The 14,840-nt window shown below is 54.2% G+C and carries 15 protein-coding genes and 3 pseudogenes; 17 read left to right on the top strand and 1 reads right to left on the bottom strand.

Going from position 1 to position 14,840, the window contains the following annotated elements:
• The first annotated feature begins 4 nt into the window (after positions 1-4).
• The 3 genes and pseudogenes from I656_RS13605 (at position 5) to deoC (ending at position 3,022) form a co-directional block, all read left to right on the top strand.
• Positions 5-786, top strand: a pseudogene (locus I656_RS13605) (16S rRNA (uracil(1498)-N(3))-methyltransferase).
• A gap of 77 nt (positions 787-863) precedes the next feature.
• Positions 864-2,213, top strand: coding sequence for a tRNA (N(6)-L-threonylcarbamoyladenosine(37)-C(2))-methylthiotransferase MtaB (gene mtaB, locus I656_RS13600; RefSeq protein WP_015375437.1), 1,350 nt, complete (start codon positions 864-866; stop codon positions 2,211-2,213).
• Positions 2,214-2,350: 137 nt separating this feature from the next.
• A complete protein-coding gene (gene deoC / locus I656_RS13595) occupies positions 2,351-3,022 on the top strand; it encodes a deoxyribose-phosphate aldolase (RefSeq protein WP_015375436.1) in 672 nt (223 codons plus the stop codon).
• On the opposite strand, the gene I656_RS13590 is transcribed toward deoC, so the two are convergent.
• A complete protein-coding gene (locus tag I656_RS13590; RefSeq protein WP_013524163.1) occupies positions 3,019-3,954 on the bottom strand; it encodes a Na/Pi symporter in 936 nt (311 codons plus the stop codon). The genes deoC and I656_RS13590 overlap by 4 nt on opposite strands.
• A gap of 184 nt (positions 3,955-4,138) precedes the next feature.
• Between I656_RS13590 and rpsU the strand changes: the two genes are divergently transcribed.
• From rpsU to I656_RS13530, 14 genes and pseudogenes are all read left to right on the top strand, one after another.
• Entirely contained in the window at positions 4,139-4,312 is a 174-nt protein-coding gene (gene rpsU / locus I656_RS13585) for a 30S ribosomal protein S21 (RefSeq protein ID WP_008879912.1), read from the top strand.
• 29 nt (positions 4,313-4,341) lie between these two features.
• Positions 4,342-4,788 carry a GatB/YqeY domain-containing protein gene (locus tag I656_RS13580; protein WP_013144708.1) on the top strand — a complete coding sequence of 149 codons (447 nt, stop codon included), beginning with the start codon at positions 4,342-4,344 and terminating at the stop codon, positions 4,786-4,788.
• Between the two features lie 101 nt (positions 4,789-4,889).
• Positions 4,890-5,174 carry a sporulation protein YqfC gene (yqfC, locus tag I656_RS13575; protein WP_013144709.1) on the top strand — a complete coding sequence of 95 codons (285 nt, stop codon included), beginning with the start codon at positions 4,890-4,892 and terminating at the stop codon, positions 5,172-5,174.
• A gap of 15 nt (positions 5,175-5,189) precedes the next feature.
• Positions 5,190-6,378 (top strand): annotated as a pseudogene (gene yqfD, locus I656_RS13570) (sporulation protein YqfD).
• A 2-nt stretch (positions 6,379-6,380) separates the two neighbouring features.
• On the top strand, positions 6,381-7,343 hold the full coding sequence (locus I656_RS13565; RefSeq protein ID WP_011231973.1) for a PhoH family protein: 963 nt from the start codon (positions 6,381-6,383) through the stop codon (positions 7,341-7,343).
• A 49-nt stretch (positions 7,344-7,392) separates the two neighbouring features.
• Complete coding sequence (locus tag I656_RS13560; protein WP_033004711.1) at positions 7,393-9,495, top strand: HD family phosphohydrolase; 2,103 nt, start codon at positions 7,393-7,395, stop codon at positions 9,493-9,495.
• Entirely contained in the window at positions 9,492-9,962 is a 471-nt protein-coding gene (gene ybeY / locus I656_RS13555; protein WP_011231971.1) for an rRNA maturation RNase YbeY, read from the top strand. The genes I656_RS13560 and ybeY overlap by 4 nt, the downstream gene beginning before the upstream one ends.
• On the top strand, positions 9,962-10,315 hold the full coding sequence (locus tag I656_RS13550) for a diacylglycerol kinase family protein (RefSeq protein WP_015375433.1): 354 nt from the start codon (positions 9,962-9,964) through the stop codon (positions 10,313-10,315). The genes ybeY and I656_RS13550 overlap by 1 nt, the downstream gene beginning before the upstream one ends.
• Positions 10,316-10,437: 122 nt before the next feature.
• Positions 10,438-10,836, top strand: a complete 399-nt coding sequence (locus I656_RS13545) for a cytidine deaminase (protein WP_015375432.1) — start codon at positions 10,438-10,440, stop codon at positions 10,834-10,836.
• Positions 10,829-11,737, top strand: a complete 909-nt coding sequence (gene era / locus I656_RS13540) for a GTPase Era (protein WP_020753804.1) — start codon at positions 10,829-10,831, stop codon at positions 11,735-11,737. Before I656_RS13545 ends, era begins: the two co-directional genes overlap by 8 nt.
• A gap of 101 nt (positions 11,738-11,838) precedes the next feature.
• A complete protein-coding gene (locus tag I656_RS17580) occupies positions 11,839-11,982 on the top strand; it encodes a YqzL family protein (protein ID WP_015375430.1) in 144 nt (47 codons plus the stop codon).
• A gap of 31 nt (positions 11,983-12,013) precedes the next feature.
• On the top strand, positions 12,014-12,802 hold the full coding sequence (gene recO / locus I656_RS13535; RefSeq protein ID WP_011231966.1) for a DNA repair protein RecO: 789 nt from the start codon (positions 12,014-12,016) through the stop codon (positions 12,800-12,802).
• Positions 12,803-12,904: 102 nt separating this feature from the next.
• Positions 12,905-13,497 (top strand): annotated as a pseudogene (locus I656_RS0114605) (helix-turn-helix transcriptional regulator).
• A gap of 21 nt (positions 13,498-13,518) precedes the next feature.
• Entirely contained in the window at positions 13,519-14,319 is an 801-nt protein-coding gene (locus I656_RS13530) for a pyruvate, water dikinase regulatory protein (RefSeq protein WP_011231964.1), read from the top strand.
• The last annotated feature ends 521 nt before the right edge of the window (positions 14,320-14,840 follow it).

Raw genomic sequence — 14,840 nt, forward strand, 5'->3', positions numbered from 1 at the left:
AGGGATGGCTGTGCAGCGCTATTTCGTTTCCGACCAGGCGCAACAAGGCGGGATCGTCGCGATCAGCGGCGATGATGCCCATCATATCGCCCGCGTCATGCGCATGAAGCCGGGGGACGGGATCATTTGCGTCTTTCCAGACGGGCGCACGGCGGTGTGTGAAATTGAACAAATTGCCAATGAGCATGTGCAAGCCCGTATTGTACAATGGAAAGAGGAGCGAAGCGAGCTGCCGGTGCGCATCTACATCGCCCAAGGGCTGCCGAAAGGTGAAAAGTGGGAGCTCGTCATCCAAAAAGGAACAGAGCTCGGCGCCGCCGGCTTTCTTCCGTTCGAAGCCGCCCGGTCGGTCGTGAAATGGGACGCGAAAAAGGCGGAGAAAAAAGTCGAGCGATGGAAAAAAATCGCGAAAGAAGCGGCTGAGCAGGCTGAACGAACGGTGGTGCCGGACGTGCGGGCGCCGCTTTCGTTTGTTGAGCTCCTCGCCTTTGGCCAAACGGTCGATGTTCGGCTGTTTGCCTACGAAAAAGAGGCGCGAAACGCCCGGCATGCCGCGCTTCCGGCGCTTCTTTCCCGCCTCCGTCCGGGCGGCGCGTTGCTGGCTGTCTTCGGGCCGGAAGGCGGGTTCAGCCCGGAAGAAGCAGAACAGCTTCGGCAGCACGGTTTTTCGCCGTGCAGCTTGGGCCGCGCATTTTGCGGACCGAAACAGCTCCGCTCTATTTGCTTTCCGCCGCCTCTTATGAATGGGAGCTGCGCGCGCCGAACGGCGAAGCGGAGCGCGCTTAGTGAGCAACATTGGCTGTTTCTTATAAAAGTTCGGTCCCGCTGATCCTTAAGCGGGGGGGCAGAGTGAGGTGAACAAGATGCCGACAGTGGCTTTTCATACACTAGGCTGCAAAGTCAATCATTACGAAACCGAAGCGATTTGGCAGCTGTTTAAAAAAGCCGGCTACGAGCGAAAAGAGTTTGAAAGCCGTGCGGATGTGTATGTGATCAACACGTGCACAGTGACGAACACCGGCGATAAAAAGAGCCGTCAAGTCATCCGTCGTGCGGTGCGCCGCAATCCGGACGCCGTCGTCTGCGTGACCGGTTGCTATGCGCAAACATCGCCGGCTGAGGTCATGGCCATTCCGGGCGTTGATATTGTCATCGGCACGCAAGACCGGCATAAAATTTTAGAGTACATCGAGCAGTTCCAGCGTGAGCGCCAGCCGATCAACGCTGTTCACAACATTATGAAAACGCGCGTTTTTGAGGAGATGGATGTGCCGGAATTCACGGATCGGACGCGGGCGTCGCTTAAGATCCAAGAAGGGTGCAACAACTTCTGCACGTTTTGCATCATCCCGTGGGCGCGCGGCTTAATGCGCTCGCGCGATCCGCAGGAAATCATCCGCCAGGCGCGCCAGTTGGTTGCCGCCGGCTATAAAGAAATCGTTCTGACCGGCATTCATACAGGCGGCTATGGCACCGATCTGAAAGACTATAACTTTGCGTCCTTGTTGCGCGATTTAGACGAGCAAGTGCCGGGGCTCCGGCGGCTCCGCATTTCGTCGATTGAGGCGAGCCAAATCACCGATGAAGTGATTGATGTGCTGAAGCGGTCGGAGAAAATCGTCCGCCATTTGCACATTCCGCTCCAGTCTGGGTCGAATACGGTGCTCAAGCGGATGCGCCGCAAATATACGGTGGAATTTTACGCGGAGCGGCTCGCCCGGCTGCGCGAAGTGTTTCCAGAGCTGGCGGTGACTTCTGACGTCATCGTCGGCTTCCCAGGCGAGACGGAAGACGAATTTATGGAGACGTACAACTTTATTCGTGAACAACGGTTTTCCGAGCTGCATGTCTTTCCTTATTCGAAGCGGACCGGCACGCCGGCGGCGCGCATGCCGAACCAAATCGATGAAGAAACGAAGCATGACCGCGTCCGCCGCTTGATCGCTCTGTCCGATCAATTGGCGAAAGAGTACGCCTCCCGGTTTGAAGGGCAAGTGCTCGAGGTCATCCCGGAAGAGCGCGACAAAGAGCGGCCGGATTTGTACGTCGGCTATACAGACAACTATTTGAAAGTCCGCTTCCCGGCAACCGAGGAAATGGTCGGTGAACTTGTCAAAGTGAAGATTACGAAAGCCGGCTATCCGTACAATGAAGGAGAGTTCGTCCGCGTTGTGCCGGATGAAATGGCCCGTTCGGTCAAATGGAGCTCATAACCCAGCCTAGTTGCTGGGTTTTTTCTGTCTTTTTCCGGAGACAATACGGATGGCTAGTTTTTGTCGAGGGAGCATGGTATGATGGTAGACGTCAGACCTTCCATCTTGACGGAAATGGCAGAAAGGGGTTTCTCCGAATGACGATGAATATCGCGAAAATGATCGATCATACGCTGCTCAAACCGGAAGCGACAGAACAACAAATCGTGCAACTGTGCACGGCAGCAAAGCAATACGGCTTTGCTGCCGTGTGCGTCAACCCAACGTGGGTGAAAACGGCGGCGCGTGAACTTTCCGGCACCGATGTCCGCGTCTGCACGGTCATCGGCTTTCCACTTGGGGCGACGACGCCGGAAACAAAGGCGTTTGAAACAATGAACGCCATCGAAAACGGCGCCCGCGAAGTCGATATGGTGATCAACATCGGCGCGTTAAAAAGCGGGCAAGACGAGCTTGTCGAGCGCGACATTCGCGCGGTCGTCGAGGCGGCGGCTGGCAGGGCGCTTGTCAAAGTGATCATTGAAACGGCGCTTTTGACCGATGAGGAAAAAGTGCGCGCCTGCCAGCTTGCGGTGAAAGCCGGCGCTGATTATGTGAAAACGTCGACCGGGTTTTCCGGCGGAGGTGCGACGGTGGAGGATGTGGCGCTGATGCGGAAAACGGTCGGCGACAGAGCAGGTGTCAAAGCATCAGGCGGCGTTCGCGACCGGAAAACGGCAGAAGCGATGATCAACGCCGGCGCGACGCGCATCGGCACGAGCTCTGGAGTGGAGATCGTCACCGGCGGGACGGGCCGCGCTGACTACTAAGCTCGGTTTCGGTCATGCAAAAACAGAATGACCTTTTCGATGGCGCCGACAAATGGAAGAGCAGCCACTGAGCAAATGACGTTGAACAAGACGCTCACATGAGCGAGCTGCACATCAGGCGCTGGGCTGAGCCTGGCGGCAAAACTGGCGAGCGGCTCGGTCCAAAAGGCGAACAAAGCGGCGCCGACGACGTTCAGCCATAGATGGGTGTAGGCGGTCAGCTGGGCCTCTTTGCTGGAGCCGATCGAAGCCAAAAGCCCGGTGATGCACGTACCGATGTTGGCGCCAAGCAACAGAGCAATCGCCGCGGACAGCGTCAACAGCTGTTCGTTTAAAAATCCCATGGCGATGCCGATCGTTGCCGCGCTCGAATGAACGAGAGCGGTGAGGACGATGCCGACAAGAAGGCCGACAGCGACGGATCGGTTCGTTTCTTTCAGCCATGCATCAACGAACGGATAGGCGGCAAGCGGTTTAGCGAGGCTGCCAAAGCCGTCCATGGCAAACAGCACAGCGGCGAGGCCGACAGCGGTCATGCCGATGCCGAGAACAAGGCGATGGCGGCCGAAAAAAACAAGCAGCGCGCCGCTTATAAGAAGTGGGATGGCGCCATCGCCGATATCAAGCGTCATCAGCTCGGTCGTGACCGTCGAGCCGATGTTGCTGCCTAAAATGATGCCGATCGATTGGCGGAACGACAAGTAGCCGGCGGCGACAAGGCCGACCGTCATCACCATCACCGCTGAGCTGCTTTGCAGGAGAGCGGTCGTCGCCAAACCGGCGGCAAATCCTTGCAGCGGCGTGGCGGTAAAGCGCATGAGCCACCGTTTTAACCGATGGCCGGACAACGTGTAAAGCCCAGCTTTCATCATAAACATGCCAAGAAGAAACAAAGCGGTGTAAATGGCAAACAGCATCCAAAACGATCCCATGGGCGATCTCCCCTTTCACCCTATATGTATGGGCCTTGTCCGCGGGTGATGACCGTTTTTTCAGCGCGGGGAAGAGGTGGCCAGCAGGCCGCCGCTGCTTTTTTTATTGACCTTTTCTGTCAGCATGTATTATAATTGACAAGTACAATATGCAATGGTTGTTGTTCGGAGGGAGGGAAGCAGGATGTCCAAAACGATCGTTCGCAAAAATGAGTCGATCGACGACGCTCTTCGTCGCTTTAAGCGTGCCGTTTCGAAAACGGGCACTTTGCAAGAAGTGAGAAAGCGCGAATTTTATGAAAAGCCAAGCGTCAGACGGAAGAAAAAATCTGAGGCGGCTAGAAAGCGCAAGCACTAAGAGCATGCATTAAAGAGGGTGTATAATCGGTGAGTCTTCTCGATCGTTTGAATGACGATATGAAGCAGGCGATGAAAAACAAGGAGAAAGAAAAACTGTCTGTTCTCCGGATGCTGAAAGCGGCGCTGCAAAACGAAGCGATCAAGCTCGGCAAAAGCCCGCTCTCGGAAGACGAAGAGCTGACGGTTCTTTCTCGCGAACTGAAACAGCGTAAAGACTCCCTCCAAGAATTTGAAAACGCTGGCCGTTCAGATCTTGTCGAAAAAGTGAAAACCGAAATTGAAATTGTTCAATCGTATATGCCAACGCCGCTGACAGAGGACGAGCTGCGCGATTTGATCGAGCAGACGATCAAGGAAGTCGGCGCCTCTTCGAAAGCGGATATGGGAAAAGTGATGGGCGCGATCATGCCGAAAGTGAAAGGAAGAGCGGATGGTTCGCTCGTCAACAAACTTGTCCAACAACAGCTGTCATAAATGCAATGGGCCTTGCCGGCAGGCGGGCCCGTTGTTTTTGAAAAGCGGTGCTAGAACCCCCTTTTGTCTCATACATATGAGATGAAAGGGGGTTCTTTTTGATGGTGAAAAAATGGCGCCAGCAGATGAAGCGGTGGATGGCGGAAAAGCTTGAACTTCCCGCCGACATTATGATGGATCTGCCCCGCATTACGATGGTTGGGCACATACATATTTACATTGAAAACCACCGCGGGCTGCTCGCGTTCAGCGATAAAGAGCTCCGCCTTTTGCTGCGGAACGGACAGCTCGTTGTCCGCGGCGAACAGTTTGTGATTAAAACGATTTTGCCGGAAGAAATTTTGTTGGAAGGAAAAATCAGCCAAGTCGTTTATATAGATGAATAGCGAGGAGGAACGGAGATGAAAAACGAATGGGTCGACACGCTCGCCGGCAGCGTGCGGGTCAAAGCGAGAGGGAAAGGGATCGAACGGTTGATCAACGCCTGCGTCCGCCAAGGGATTGCCGTCTGGAACGTGAAAAAGCATAGCGCGGATACCGCGACGTTTTTCATTAAGCTCAGCGACGTGAAACGGCTGCGCCATGTCGCCCGGCAAAGCGAATGCAAACTTTCGTTTGTCGGGAGAACCGGGCTGCCGTTTTTTTTGGCGGCGGGCCTGGCGGAACAGCGGGTTTTGGCTCGGCTTGCTCCTTTTTATCGCGATGGTGTTTTTGCTTTCGAACATCGTTTGGAAGATCGAAATCAAAGGGGCGGCTCCAGAGACGGAGCATCAAATCGCCCGCGAGTTGAAGCGAATGGGAGTCGAGCGCGGCGCATTTCAGTTTCTGCTTGATGACCCGGAGACGCTGCAAAAAAAGCTTACGGAACGCGTTCCGGACATCACGTGGGTCGGCGTTGAGTGGAAAGGGACGTCGCTTCACTTCCGCGTCGTTGAAAAAGAGATTCCGGAGCCGAAAAAACCGATTCCGCCGCGTCATCTCGTGGCAAAAAAAGAGGCGGTCATCGCTGATTTGTTCGTTGAAGAGGGACAACCGCTCGTTTCCGTCAACGACTATGTGCAAAAAGGCCAGCTGCTTGTTTCTGGCATTATCGGCGCTGAAGGGAGGACGAAGTTTGTGCCGGCGTCAGGGAAAGTGTTTGGTGAAACATGGTACAAGTCTACGGTCGTCCTGCCGCTCGAGACGACGTTTCATGTGTTGACCGGCAAGTTCACCGAACGGCATTATGTTGGGATCGGGCGCCTTTTGATTCCCGTTTGGGGATGGAAGAAGCCGGTGTTTGCCCATACCATCGTTGAGACAGAAAAACGGCCGTTTCGTTTTTGGAAATGGGACTTGCCGCTCTATTACGAGCGCATCACGATCCGCGAGGCGGAAGAAGTGAAGCGGCGCTACACGTGGGAAGAAGCGTTCGCGGAAGCGAAAGAGATCGCCCGCCGCGAGCTGCGGGCGAAATTGCCGGAGGAGGCGGCCATTCGCAGCGAAAAAGTTTTGCATCAGGCGAAAGAGAATGGTAAAGTAAGGGTAGAATTGCATTACGAAGTCATTGAAAATATTGCTGTACCACAACCCATCGTCCAAGGAGATTGAGAATGTCAGAGCAGTTCGTTACGATCAGCCAACATGTGCGAAACCCGCAGGAAGCGGCGGCGCTCTTTGGCGTCCATGACATCCATTTGAAGCGGATCGAGGAAGAGCTCGGCGTGTCGATTGTGACGCGCGGGGAAACGGTCAACGTCTCCGGCACGCCGCAGCAAGTTCAGCTCGTTGATGAATTGCTTCGCCATTTATTGATCGTCATTCGCAAAGGGGCGGCGGTCAGCGAGCGCGACGTTCTTTACGCCATTCAGCTTGCAAAAAAAGGAGCGCTTGACGGCCTTGTTCAGCTGTATGACGAGGAGATTACAAAAAACGCCAAAGGGAAGCCGATCCGCGTCAAAACGTTGGGCCAGCGCTATTATGTTGCAGCAATTGAACAGTATGACTTGACGTTCGGCATCGGCCCAGCCGGCACCGGAAAAACGTATTTGGCGGTCGTCATGGCGGTCAAGGCGTTAAAAAACGGCAGCGTCAAGCGCATCATTTTGACTCGTCCGGCCGTTGAGGCTGGAGAAAGCCTCGGCTTTTTGCCAGGCGACTTAAAAGAGAAGGTTGACCCGTATTTGCGCCCGCTGTATGATGCCTTAAACGATGTGTTGGGAGCGGAGTATACGCAGCGGTTGATTGAGCGCGGCACGATTGAAATCGCCCCACTCGCCTATATGCGCGGCCGGACGCTGGAGGATGCGTTCGTCATTCTTGACGAGGCGCAAAATACGACGCCAGCGCAAATGAAAATGTTTTTGACCCGGCTCGGCTTCGGCTCGAAGATGGTCATTACCGGCGATATTTCCCAAGTCGACTTGCCGAAGGGCGTCGAATCGGGGCTTTCGGTCGCCAAGCGCATTTTGGCCTCCATTGGCGGCATCGCCTTTGTGTTTTTGGAACAGTCGGATGTCGTTCGCCATCCGCTCGTCGCGAAAATTATTGACGCCTATGATGAGGCGGGCTTATAGAACGAGAGCGACGGGATCGGTCTTTTCTTGCAAAGCGAGGGGAAAACCGGTGGGAAGGTTTCGTTTTTTTCTTGAGCGGACAAAAACAGTCCGCTTTGTCCGCTTTTGGCTGTTTTTGCTTTTGGCTGTTCTGTTGTTTGCCGTTTTGTATGGGCAAGTGAAGCCGCGCCAGTATGAGCTGCGCCTGTTTGACGTCGCGAAGGAAACGATCCGTTCGCCGGTGACGGTCGAGGACAAAGAGGCGACCGCCAAGCTGAAAGAAGAGGCGGCGGCGAAAGTAGCGGATGTCTATACGTTAAAAAAAGAATATGCCGAAAACCGGGTCGACCTTCTTTCCTCGCTGTTTGCTGCAATTGAGAGCGTGCAGCGCGAGGCGGAGCCGGACCGCTCGCTCGGCGATATGATCGCCAAACTTGAGGAACGGCTGCCGCCGGAATGGCTTGCCTATCTGTCTGCCGCTGAATGGCAACGGTTGCTTGCCGCCTCGCCGGAGGAGCTCAAGACGGCGAAGGAAGCCGCCTTGACCGCGGTGCATGCCGTCATGAGCGAGCGCATTTCCCAAGCGGAACTTGACACGGCGCGGGCGGAAGCGGCCAAAGAGCTTGAATACGCTGCGCTGTCGCCGCCGCTTCGCGAGGCGGTCGCGAAGCTTTGCCGACAGGCGGTCATTCCGAACGTCGTCTACGATCGGGCGGCGACGGAAGAAAAACGGCGGCAGGCGATGGATGAAGTGAAGCCGGTGAAAATTTTGCAAGGGCAAGTGATCGTCGAGGAAGGACAGTTTATCACGAATGATGTTTACCGCCGGCTTGAGCTGGTCGGCTTGCTTGAGAGCGGGCGTCCGTCTTGGACCGCCGCTGGGCTTTTGGTGTTCGTTTTGTTGCTGCTTGCTCCGCTCATTTCCTATTTTCGGACGGAAACGACGAATGAAAAGCTGTCGCTTTATACAGCCATTTTTGCGTTGATGATGACGACAATGGCGCTCATTCGCCTTCTTCCATCTAGCGGCGCTGTTTCCATCGGTTACCTTGTGCCGGCGGCGTTCGGGCCGATGCTCGTCCGCATTTTGCTCGGAGAGCGGCTCGCGATGATGACGACCATCATCGGAGCAGTGTGCGGCAGTTTGCTGTTCAATGAGGAAATTGGAACGGCCGGCGCGGTGTCGGTGTCGTTGATTGTTTACTTTCTTGCCGGCGGCTTGGCCGGGACGTTTTGTCTGCCAAAGGAGCTGGCGAAAGCGAACATTTGGCGGGCCGGCGTGTTTGTCGCCGCGGTCAATATCGTTTCGCTTTTTTCGCTGTTGCTGTTAAAAAACGGCCGCTATTCGCCGACGGAAATCGGTTTGTTGGTGCTGATGGCGGCGGCCTCAGGGGTTTTTTCTGCCATTTTGACGATCGGTCTCTTGCCGGTGTTGGAGGCGGCGTTTGGCATTTTGTCGCCGCTTCGGCTCATTGAACTGTCCAATCCGAACCATCCGCTCTTGCGCAAGTTGCTCACTGAAGCGCCGGGGACGTACCATCATAGCATTATGGTCGCCAATTTGGCCGAAGCGGCGTGCGAGGCGATCGGCGCCGACGGCTTGCTGGCGCGCGTCGCCTGCTACTACCATGACATCGGCAAGACGAAGCGGCCGCGCTATTTCATCGAAAATCAAATAGGCGGCAATCCGCATGACCATTTGTCGCCGCAGTTGAGCAAAAATATTATTATCGCCCATGTCGCCGACGGCGTCGCTTTGCTGCGCAAGCACCGGCTGCCGAAGGAGATCATCGACATCGCCGAACAGCACCACGGCACGACGCTGCTGAAGTATTTTTATCATAAGGCGCGCGAGCAAACCGAGTTTGTCTCGGAAGCGGAGTTTCGTTATCCCGGGCCGAAGCCGCAGACGAAAGAAGCGGCGGTCATCAACATCGCCGACAGCGTCGAAGCGGCTGTTCGCTCGCTATCCAACCCGTCGCAGGAAAAAATCGAGAAGATCGTCCGGTCGATCATCGCTGATCGCTTGCAGGACAACCAGCTGAACGAGTGCGACATTACGCTGAAGGAGTTGGAACTCGTCGCCCGTTCGCTTTGCGAGACTTTAAACGGCGTCTTCCATTCGCGCATCGAATACCCAGAAGTACGAAAGGAAAAGGTGAAGCATGCATGACCATTCACATTGATTTTCTAGATGAAACGAACGAGGTGACCGCTGAGCAAATCGAGACGATCGAGCGGCTGCTCGCCGAGGCGGCGGCCCTTGAAAACGTGCCGGACGGGGCGGAGGTGAGCGTCACATTTGTGGACAACGAACGCATCCGCGCGATGAATCGCGACTATCGCGGCAAAGATGCGCCGACCGATGTGCTTTCGTTTGCTCTTGAGGAGGAAGGGGAAGAAGAGGTTCACATCGTCGGCGCTGATATGCCGCCGGTGCTCGGCGATATCGTCATTTCGATTCCGAAGGCGAAAGAGCAGGCGGCGGCCTATGGGCATTCGTTCATGCGCGAGCTCGGGTTTTTGGCTGTGCACGGTTTCTTGCACCTGCTTGGTTACGATCATGGGACAGAAGAGGAAGAGCGCGTCATGTTCGCCAAGCAGGAAGACATCTTGGCGAGGTTCGGGTTGACAAGATAATGCGCGGCAAACGAGAGCGAGACCGGTTTGCTTGGGCGTGGGCGGGAATGAAGGCGGCGGTGAAAGAGGAAGCTCATTTGCGCTTCCACTTGGCGGCCGCTGTTGTCGCCTTTGCCGCCGGGTGGGTCGTTGGGCTGTCGCGCTGGGAGTGGATCGTGCTGCTCATGACAGTCGGCACGGTCATTGCGCTTGAGCTCGTCAACACGGCTATTGAGCGCGCCGTCGATTTGGCGACGGGTGAGTTTCATCCGTTGGCGAAAGCGGCGAAAGACATCGCTGCCGCGGCGGTGCTCTCGGCGGCCGGATTTGCGGTTGTGATCGGCATTTTGCTGTTTTGGCCGCATCTTCGCTAAACGAATGAGAGAGAAAATTCTAATTTTTCTGTTACATTTTGATTTCAAATGATGAAATGGATGGCGTTTTTTTGTAAAATAAAAGAAAGCAGCGTTTGCTTGCAGGAAAGGAAGAGTCACTCGTGGAGATGGAGCAGCTCATTGCCGAAGCGAAAAAAGCGCGCGAACTCGCCTACGTGCCGTACTCGAAGTTTCCAGTCGGCGCCGCGCTGTTGACGAAAGGCGGCAGTGTGTACCGCGGCTGCAACATTGAAAACGCCGCCTACAGCGTGTGCAATTGTGCGGAGCGGACCGCGTTGTTTAAGGCATATTCGGAAGGGGAGAAGGAGTTTACGGCTCTTGCGGTCATCGCCGACACTCCCCGCCCGGTGCCGCCGTGCGGCGCATGCCGCCAAGTGATCGCCGAACTTTGCCACGGCGATATGAAAGTCATTTTAGCCAACCTCAAAGGCGATGTGAAAGTCATGACAGTCAGCGAATTGCTGCCAGAAGCTTTTTCAGCGGAGGATTTGCATGCGTAAAGAAGGATACAAATCAGGATTTGTTGCCATTATCGGAAGACCAAACGTAGGAAAGTCGACGTTTTTAAACCGCGTCATCGGGCAAAAAATCGCGATTATGAGCGATAAACCGCAAACGACGCGCAATAAGATTCAAGGCGTGTACACGGACGATGACGCGCAAATCATCTTTATCGACACGCCTGGGGTGCACAAACCGAAGCATAAGCTCGGCGACTTTATGATGAAAGTGGCGCTCAATGCGCTTCGCGAAGTCGATTTGATTTTGTTTATGGTCAATGCCGAGGAAGGATTTGGGCGCGGTGAGGCGTTCATCATCGAACGGCTGAAAGAAGTGGACACCCCGGTGTTTTTAGTCATCAATAAGATCGACCGCGTCCATCCGGATGAATTGCTGCCGCTCATTGACCGATACAAAGATTTGTACCCGTTTGCTGAAATCGTGCCGATTTCGGCGCTTGAAGGGAACAATGTCGACCGCCTGCTTGAGCAAATTAAAGAGCGGCTGCCGGAAGGGCCGCAATATTATCCGCCGGACCAGATTACTGACCATCCGGAGCAGTTTATCATCGCCGAGCTCATTCGCGAGAAAGCGCTTCACTTAACGCGCGAGGAAGTTCCGCACTCGATTGCTGTCGTCGTCGAACGCATCGAGCGGCGAGAAGGGTCGCCAACGGTGTACATTAGCGCGGTGATCGTGGTGGAGCGCGATTCGCAAAAAGGAATCATCATCGGCAAGCAAGGCCGGATGCTGAAGGAAATCGGACAGCGGGCGCGCGCTGACATCGAAGCGCTGCTTGGATCCAAAGTGTTTTTAGAACTGTGGGTCAAAGTGCAAAAAGACTGGCGCAACCGTATGGCGCAGCTGCGTGATTTCGGGTTCCGTGAAGACGAGTATTGACGGTTAGAAAATTTTACGCGACATAAACCGTTTTTGCCTGAGCCAAGCTATAGGTAGACCACCAATACGCAATGCCTGCAGGCGGAAAGAGGTGTCATTCCATGCTTGAGTTCACGTGGAAGTTGTTTAGCCAAACAGGCAATATCGACACGTACCTCCTATTTAAAGAGTTGGAACGAGAGCAACAGTTTGGCGGTGAAGAGCAAAACGCTGAACAGAACGAAATCGACCAGCCGATCTCGTAGCATCGTTGTTGGTAGAAGCGGTGGTGATGGGATGTTCGAAACGTGTGAAGCGATCGTCATGCGGACGGTCGATTATGGCGAAACAAATAAAATTGTCACATTGTTTACCCGAGAATGGGGAAAGGTGGCTGCGATGGCAAGGGGAGCGAAAAAGCCAAGCAGCCGCCTTTCTGCTGTTACGCAGCCGCTCTCATACGGCCATTATGTCATCCGCCGCAGCCGCGGCGTCGGCGTTCTTCACCAGGGAGAGCTCATCGACTCGATGCGGGCGCTGCGCGAAGATTTGTTTGCCGCCGCCTATGCGGTGTATATTGTAGAGCTCACCGACAAAAGCACGGAAGAGCAAAAGCGCAATCCGTACTTGTTTGAGCTTCTTTTGCAGACACTACAATATATGAGCGAAGGCCGCGATTTAGAGATTTTGACGTTCATTTACGAAATGAAAATGCTTGCAGTGCTTGGCATTCCGCCGGTGCTGGACCGTTGCGCCCGCTGCGGGGCGACGGAGGGGCGCTTCTCGTTTTCCGTCAAGGAGGCGGGCTTCCTTTGCCATCGCTGCGAGGCGTCCGATCCCCATCGGTTCCCGCTCTCTTCGGCTTCCGTCCGGCTGTTGCGCCTCTTTTTTCATATCGATCTTGCTCGGCTTGGGTCCATATCGGTGAAAGAAAGCACAAAGATGGAGCTGGGCGCCGTATTGTCCGCCTATTATGATGAATATGCCGGCCTGTCGCTGAAGACGAAGCGTTTTTTGCAGCAAATCGGTGAACTGAAAGACAAGCTCAGCCCCGACGGAGGGCAAGGAGCATCATTTTCATTGTGAATGGGGCGTGTAGTATAATATAAATGAGAGTGATAGCGTGTGGGACCTTTTTTGGCAAGGTGGTGAACGACGATCGAACTAAATAAACGCCAAGAGCAGATTTTGCAAATTGTGAAAGACTACGGGCCGATCACCGGAGAAAGCATCGCGGAGAAACTGAACTTGACGAGGGCGACGCTGCGGCCGGATTTGGCCATCTTGACGATGGCTGGCTACTTGGAAGCGCGGCCGCGCGTCGGCTATTTCTATACGGGAAAAACCGGCAAGCAGCTGTTCGCCGATAAAATGAAAAAGATGAAAGTCGAGGATTACCAATCGATTCCGGTTGTCGTCAATGAGAATGTGAGCGTCTATGATGCGATCGTCACAATGTTTCTAGAGGACGTCGGCACGCTGTTTGTCGTCGATGACGAGTCGTTGCTTGCGGGCGTTTTGTCGCGCAAAGATTTGTTGCGCGCAAGCTTGGCAAGCAGGAACTGACGGCGATCCCGGTCAATATTATTATGACGCGGATGCCGAACATCGCCGTTTGCTACAAGGACGACCCGCTCATTGACGTGGCTGAACAGCTGATTGAAAAACAGATCGATGCTATGCCGGTCGTGCGCAAAACGGAGAAAGGATATGAAGTGATCGGCCGTATTACGAAAACGAATATAACGAAAGCATTCGTGTCGCTAGCCAAAGAGGACTAATCCAAACAAAGGAGGAGAAGAATGAACCAGCGCCTTGTTTATGTCGTATCCGATTCCGGCGGGGAAACGGCCGAGCTTGTCGTCAAAGCGGCGGCCAGCCAGTTTCACGCCTCGCCGATTCAAGTGAAACGCGTCCCGTATGTGGAAGATAAAACGACATTGGCTGAAGTCGTCGCTTTAGCGAAAATGAACCGCGCCATTATCGCGTTTACGCTCGTCGTTCCGGAGATGCGGGAATTCTTGCTCGCCGAAGCGGCGCGCGAAGGGGTCGTCGCATACGATATCATCGGTCCGCTCATTGAAAAGATGAGCCATTTGTTCCAGCTGACGCCAAGATATGAGCCGGGTCAAGTGCGCGTACTTGACGAAGATTACTTCAAAAAGATTGAAGCGATCGAATTTGCCGTCAAATACGATGACGGGCGCGACCCGCGCGGCATTTTGCGCGCCGATATCGTGCTCATCGGCGTATCGCGCACATCGAAAACACCGCTGTCGCAATATTTGGCGCATAAGCGGCTGAAAGTGGCGAATGTGCCGATCGTTCCAGAGGTCGAGCCGCCGGAGCAGCTGTTTCGAGTCGGTCCGGGGAAATGCTTCGGCTTGAAAATCAGTCCGGATAAACTGCTTTCGATCCGCCGCGAGCGGCTGAAATCGCTCGGCCTGAACGACCAGGCGATTTACGCCAATATGGATCGAATCAAAGAGGAGCTCGCTTATTTTGATGAAGTCGTGAAAAAAATCGGCTGCGACGTCATCGATGTGACGAACAAGGCGGTCGAAGAGACGGCGAGCATCATTATGAAAAAGTTGAAGCGCTAGCTTCGCCTCATCCGCACGATTTCTTGATTGGAGTCGTGCGTTTTCTTATGGCATATTGCCGCCACTTATATTATAATAAAAAATTGCGAGAAAAATGACCTATATAGGTTTAGAGCGGCCATGAGACGAGTAAACTATTTATAGCCGCTTGTCAAGAAGAACGAAAAAAAGATTTTCGACAAAGTTGTCAATCATTCGGCAAAAAAGCAGGATTTTTTTGCGATGGTGTAGAATAATAGGGGGTGTAAAGCAACCCTTGCTTTGAGAGCGCGGTCATCTGTTGCATAAGATCGTCAAGAAAAAAGTGAAATTTTCTTTTTCTTGCTGAAATATAATATACCGAAGCGCATCTTCGAGATGCACCGCTCTGATGAATCTTTGTCCAGACGGCGGGCTGAGGGGCGGGAAGCGGATGATCAAGCCAGCCGACTTTACGGGCAAGGGGGCGAAACGAACGTTTTGAAAAAATTTGTCGAAATGGAAAGGAAAATCGGCTTGCTGCCGAGAATAAATACGATACG

Source organism: Geobacillus sp. WSUCF1 (genome assembly GCF_000422025.1).
Lineage (GTDB): Bacteria > Bacillota > Bacilli > Bacillales > Anoxybacillaceae > Geobacillus > Geobacillus zalihae.

Coding starts and splice junctions, on each gene's coding strand:
- ybeY (WP_011231971.1), top strand. CDS start 9,492: ATGACCATTCACATTGATTTTCTAGATGAAACGAACGAGGTGACCGCT.
- recO (WP_011231966.1), top strand. CDS start 12,014: ATGTTCGAAACGTGTGAAGCGATCGTCATGCGGACGGTCGATTATGGC.
- mtaB (WP_015375437.1), top strand. CDS start 864: ATGCCGACAGTGGCTTTTCATACACTAGGCTGCAAAGTCAATCATTAC.
- I656_RS13565 (WP_011231973.1), top strand. CDS start 6,381: ATGTCAGAGCAGTTCGTTACGATCAGCCAACATGTGCGAAACCCGCAG.
- deoC (WP_015375436.1), top strand. CDS start 2,351: ATGACGATGAATATCGCGAAAATGATCGATCATACGCTGCTCAAACCG.
- I656_RS13590 (WP_013524163.1), bottom strand. CDS start 3,954: ATGGGATCGTTTTGGATGCTGTTTGCCATTTACACCGCTTTGTTTCTT.
- I656_RS13530 (WP_011231964.1), top strand. CDS start 13,519: ATGAACCAGCGCCTTGTTTATGTCGTATCCGATTCCGGCGGGGAAACG.
- rpsU (WP_008879912.1), top strand. CDS start 4,139: ATGTCCAAAACGATCGTTCGCAAAAATGAGTCGATCGACGACGCTCTT.
- I656_RS13550 (WP_015375433.1), top strand. CDS start 9,962: ATGCGCGGCAAACGAGAGCGAGACCGGTTTGCTTGGGCGTGGGCGGGA.
- yqfC (WP_013144709.1), top strand. CDS start 4,890: ATGGTGAAAAAATGGCGCCAGCAGATGAAGCGGTGGATGGCGGAAAAG.
- era (WP_020753804.1), top strand. CDS start 10,829: ATGCGTAAAGAAGGATACAAATCAGGATTTGTTGCCATTATCGGAAGA.
- I656_RS17580 (WP_015375430.1), top strand. CDS start 11,839: ATGCTTGAGTTCACGTGGAAGTTGTTTAGCCAAACAGGCAATATCGAC.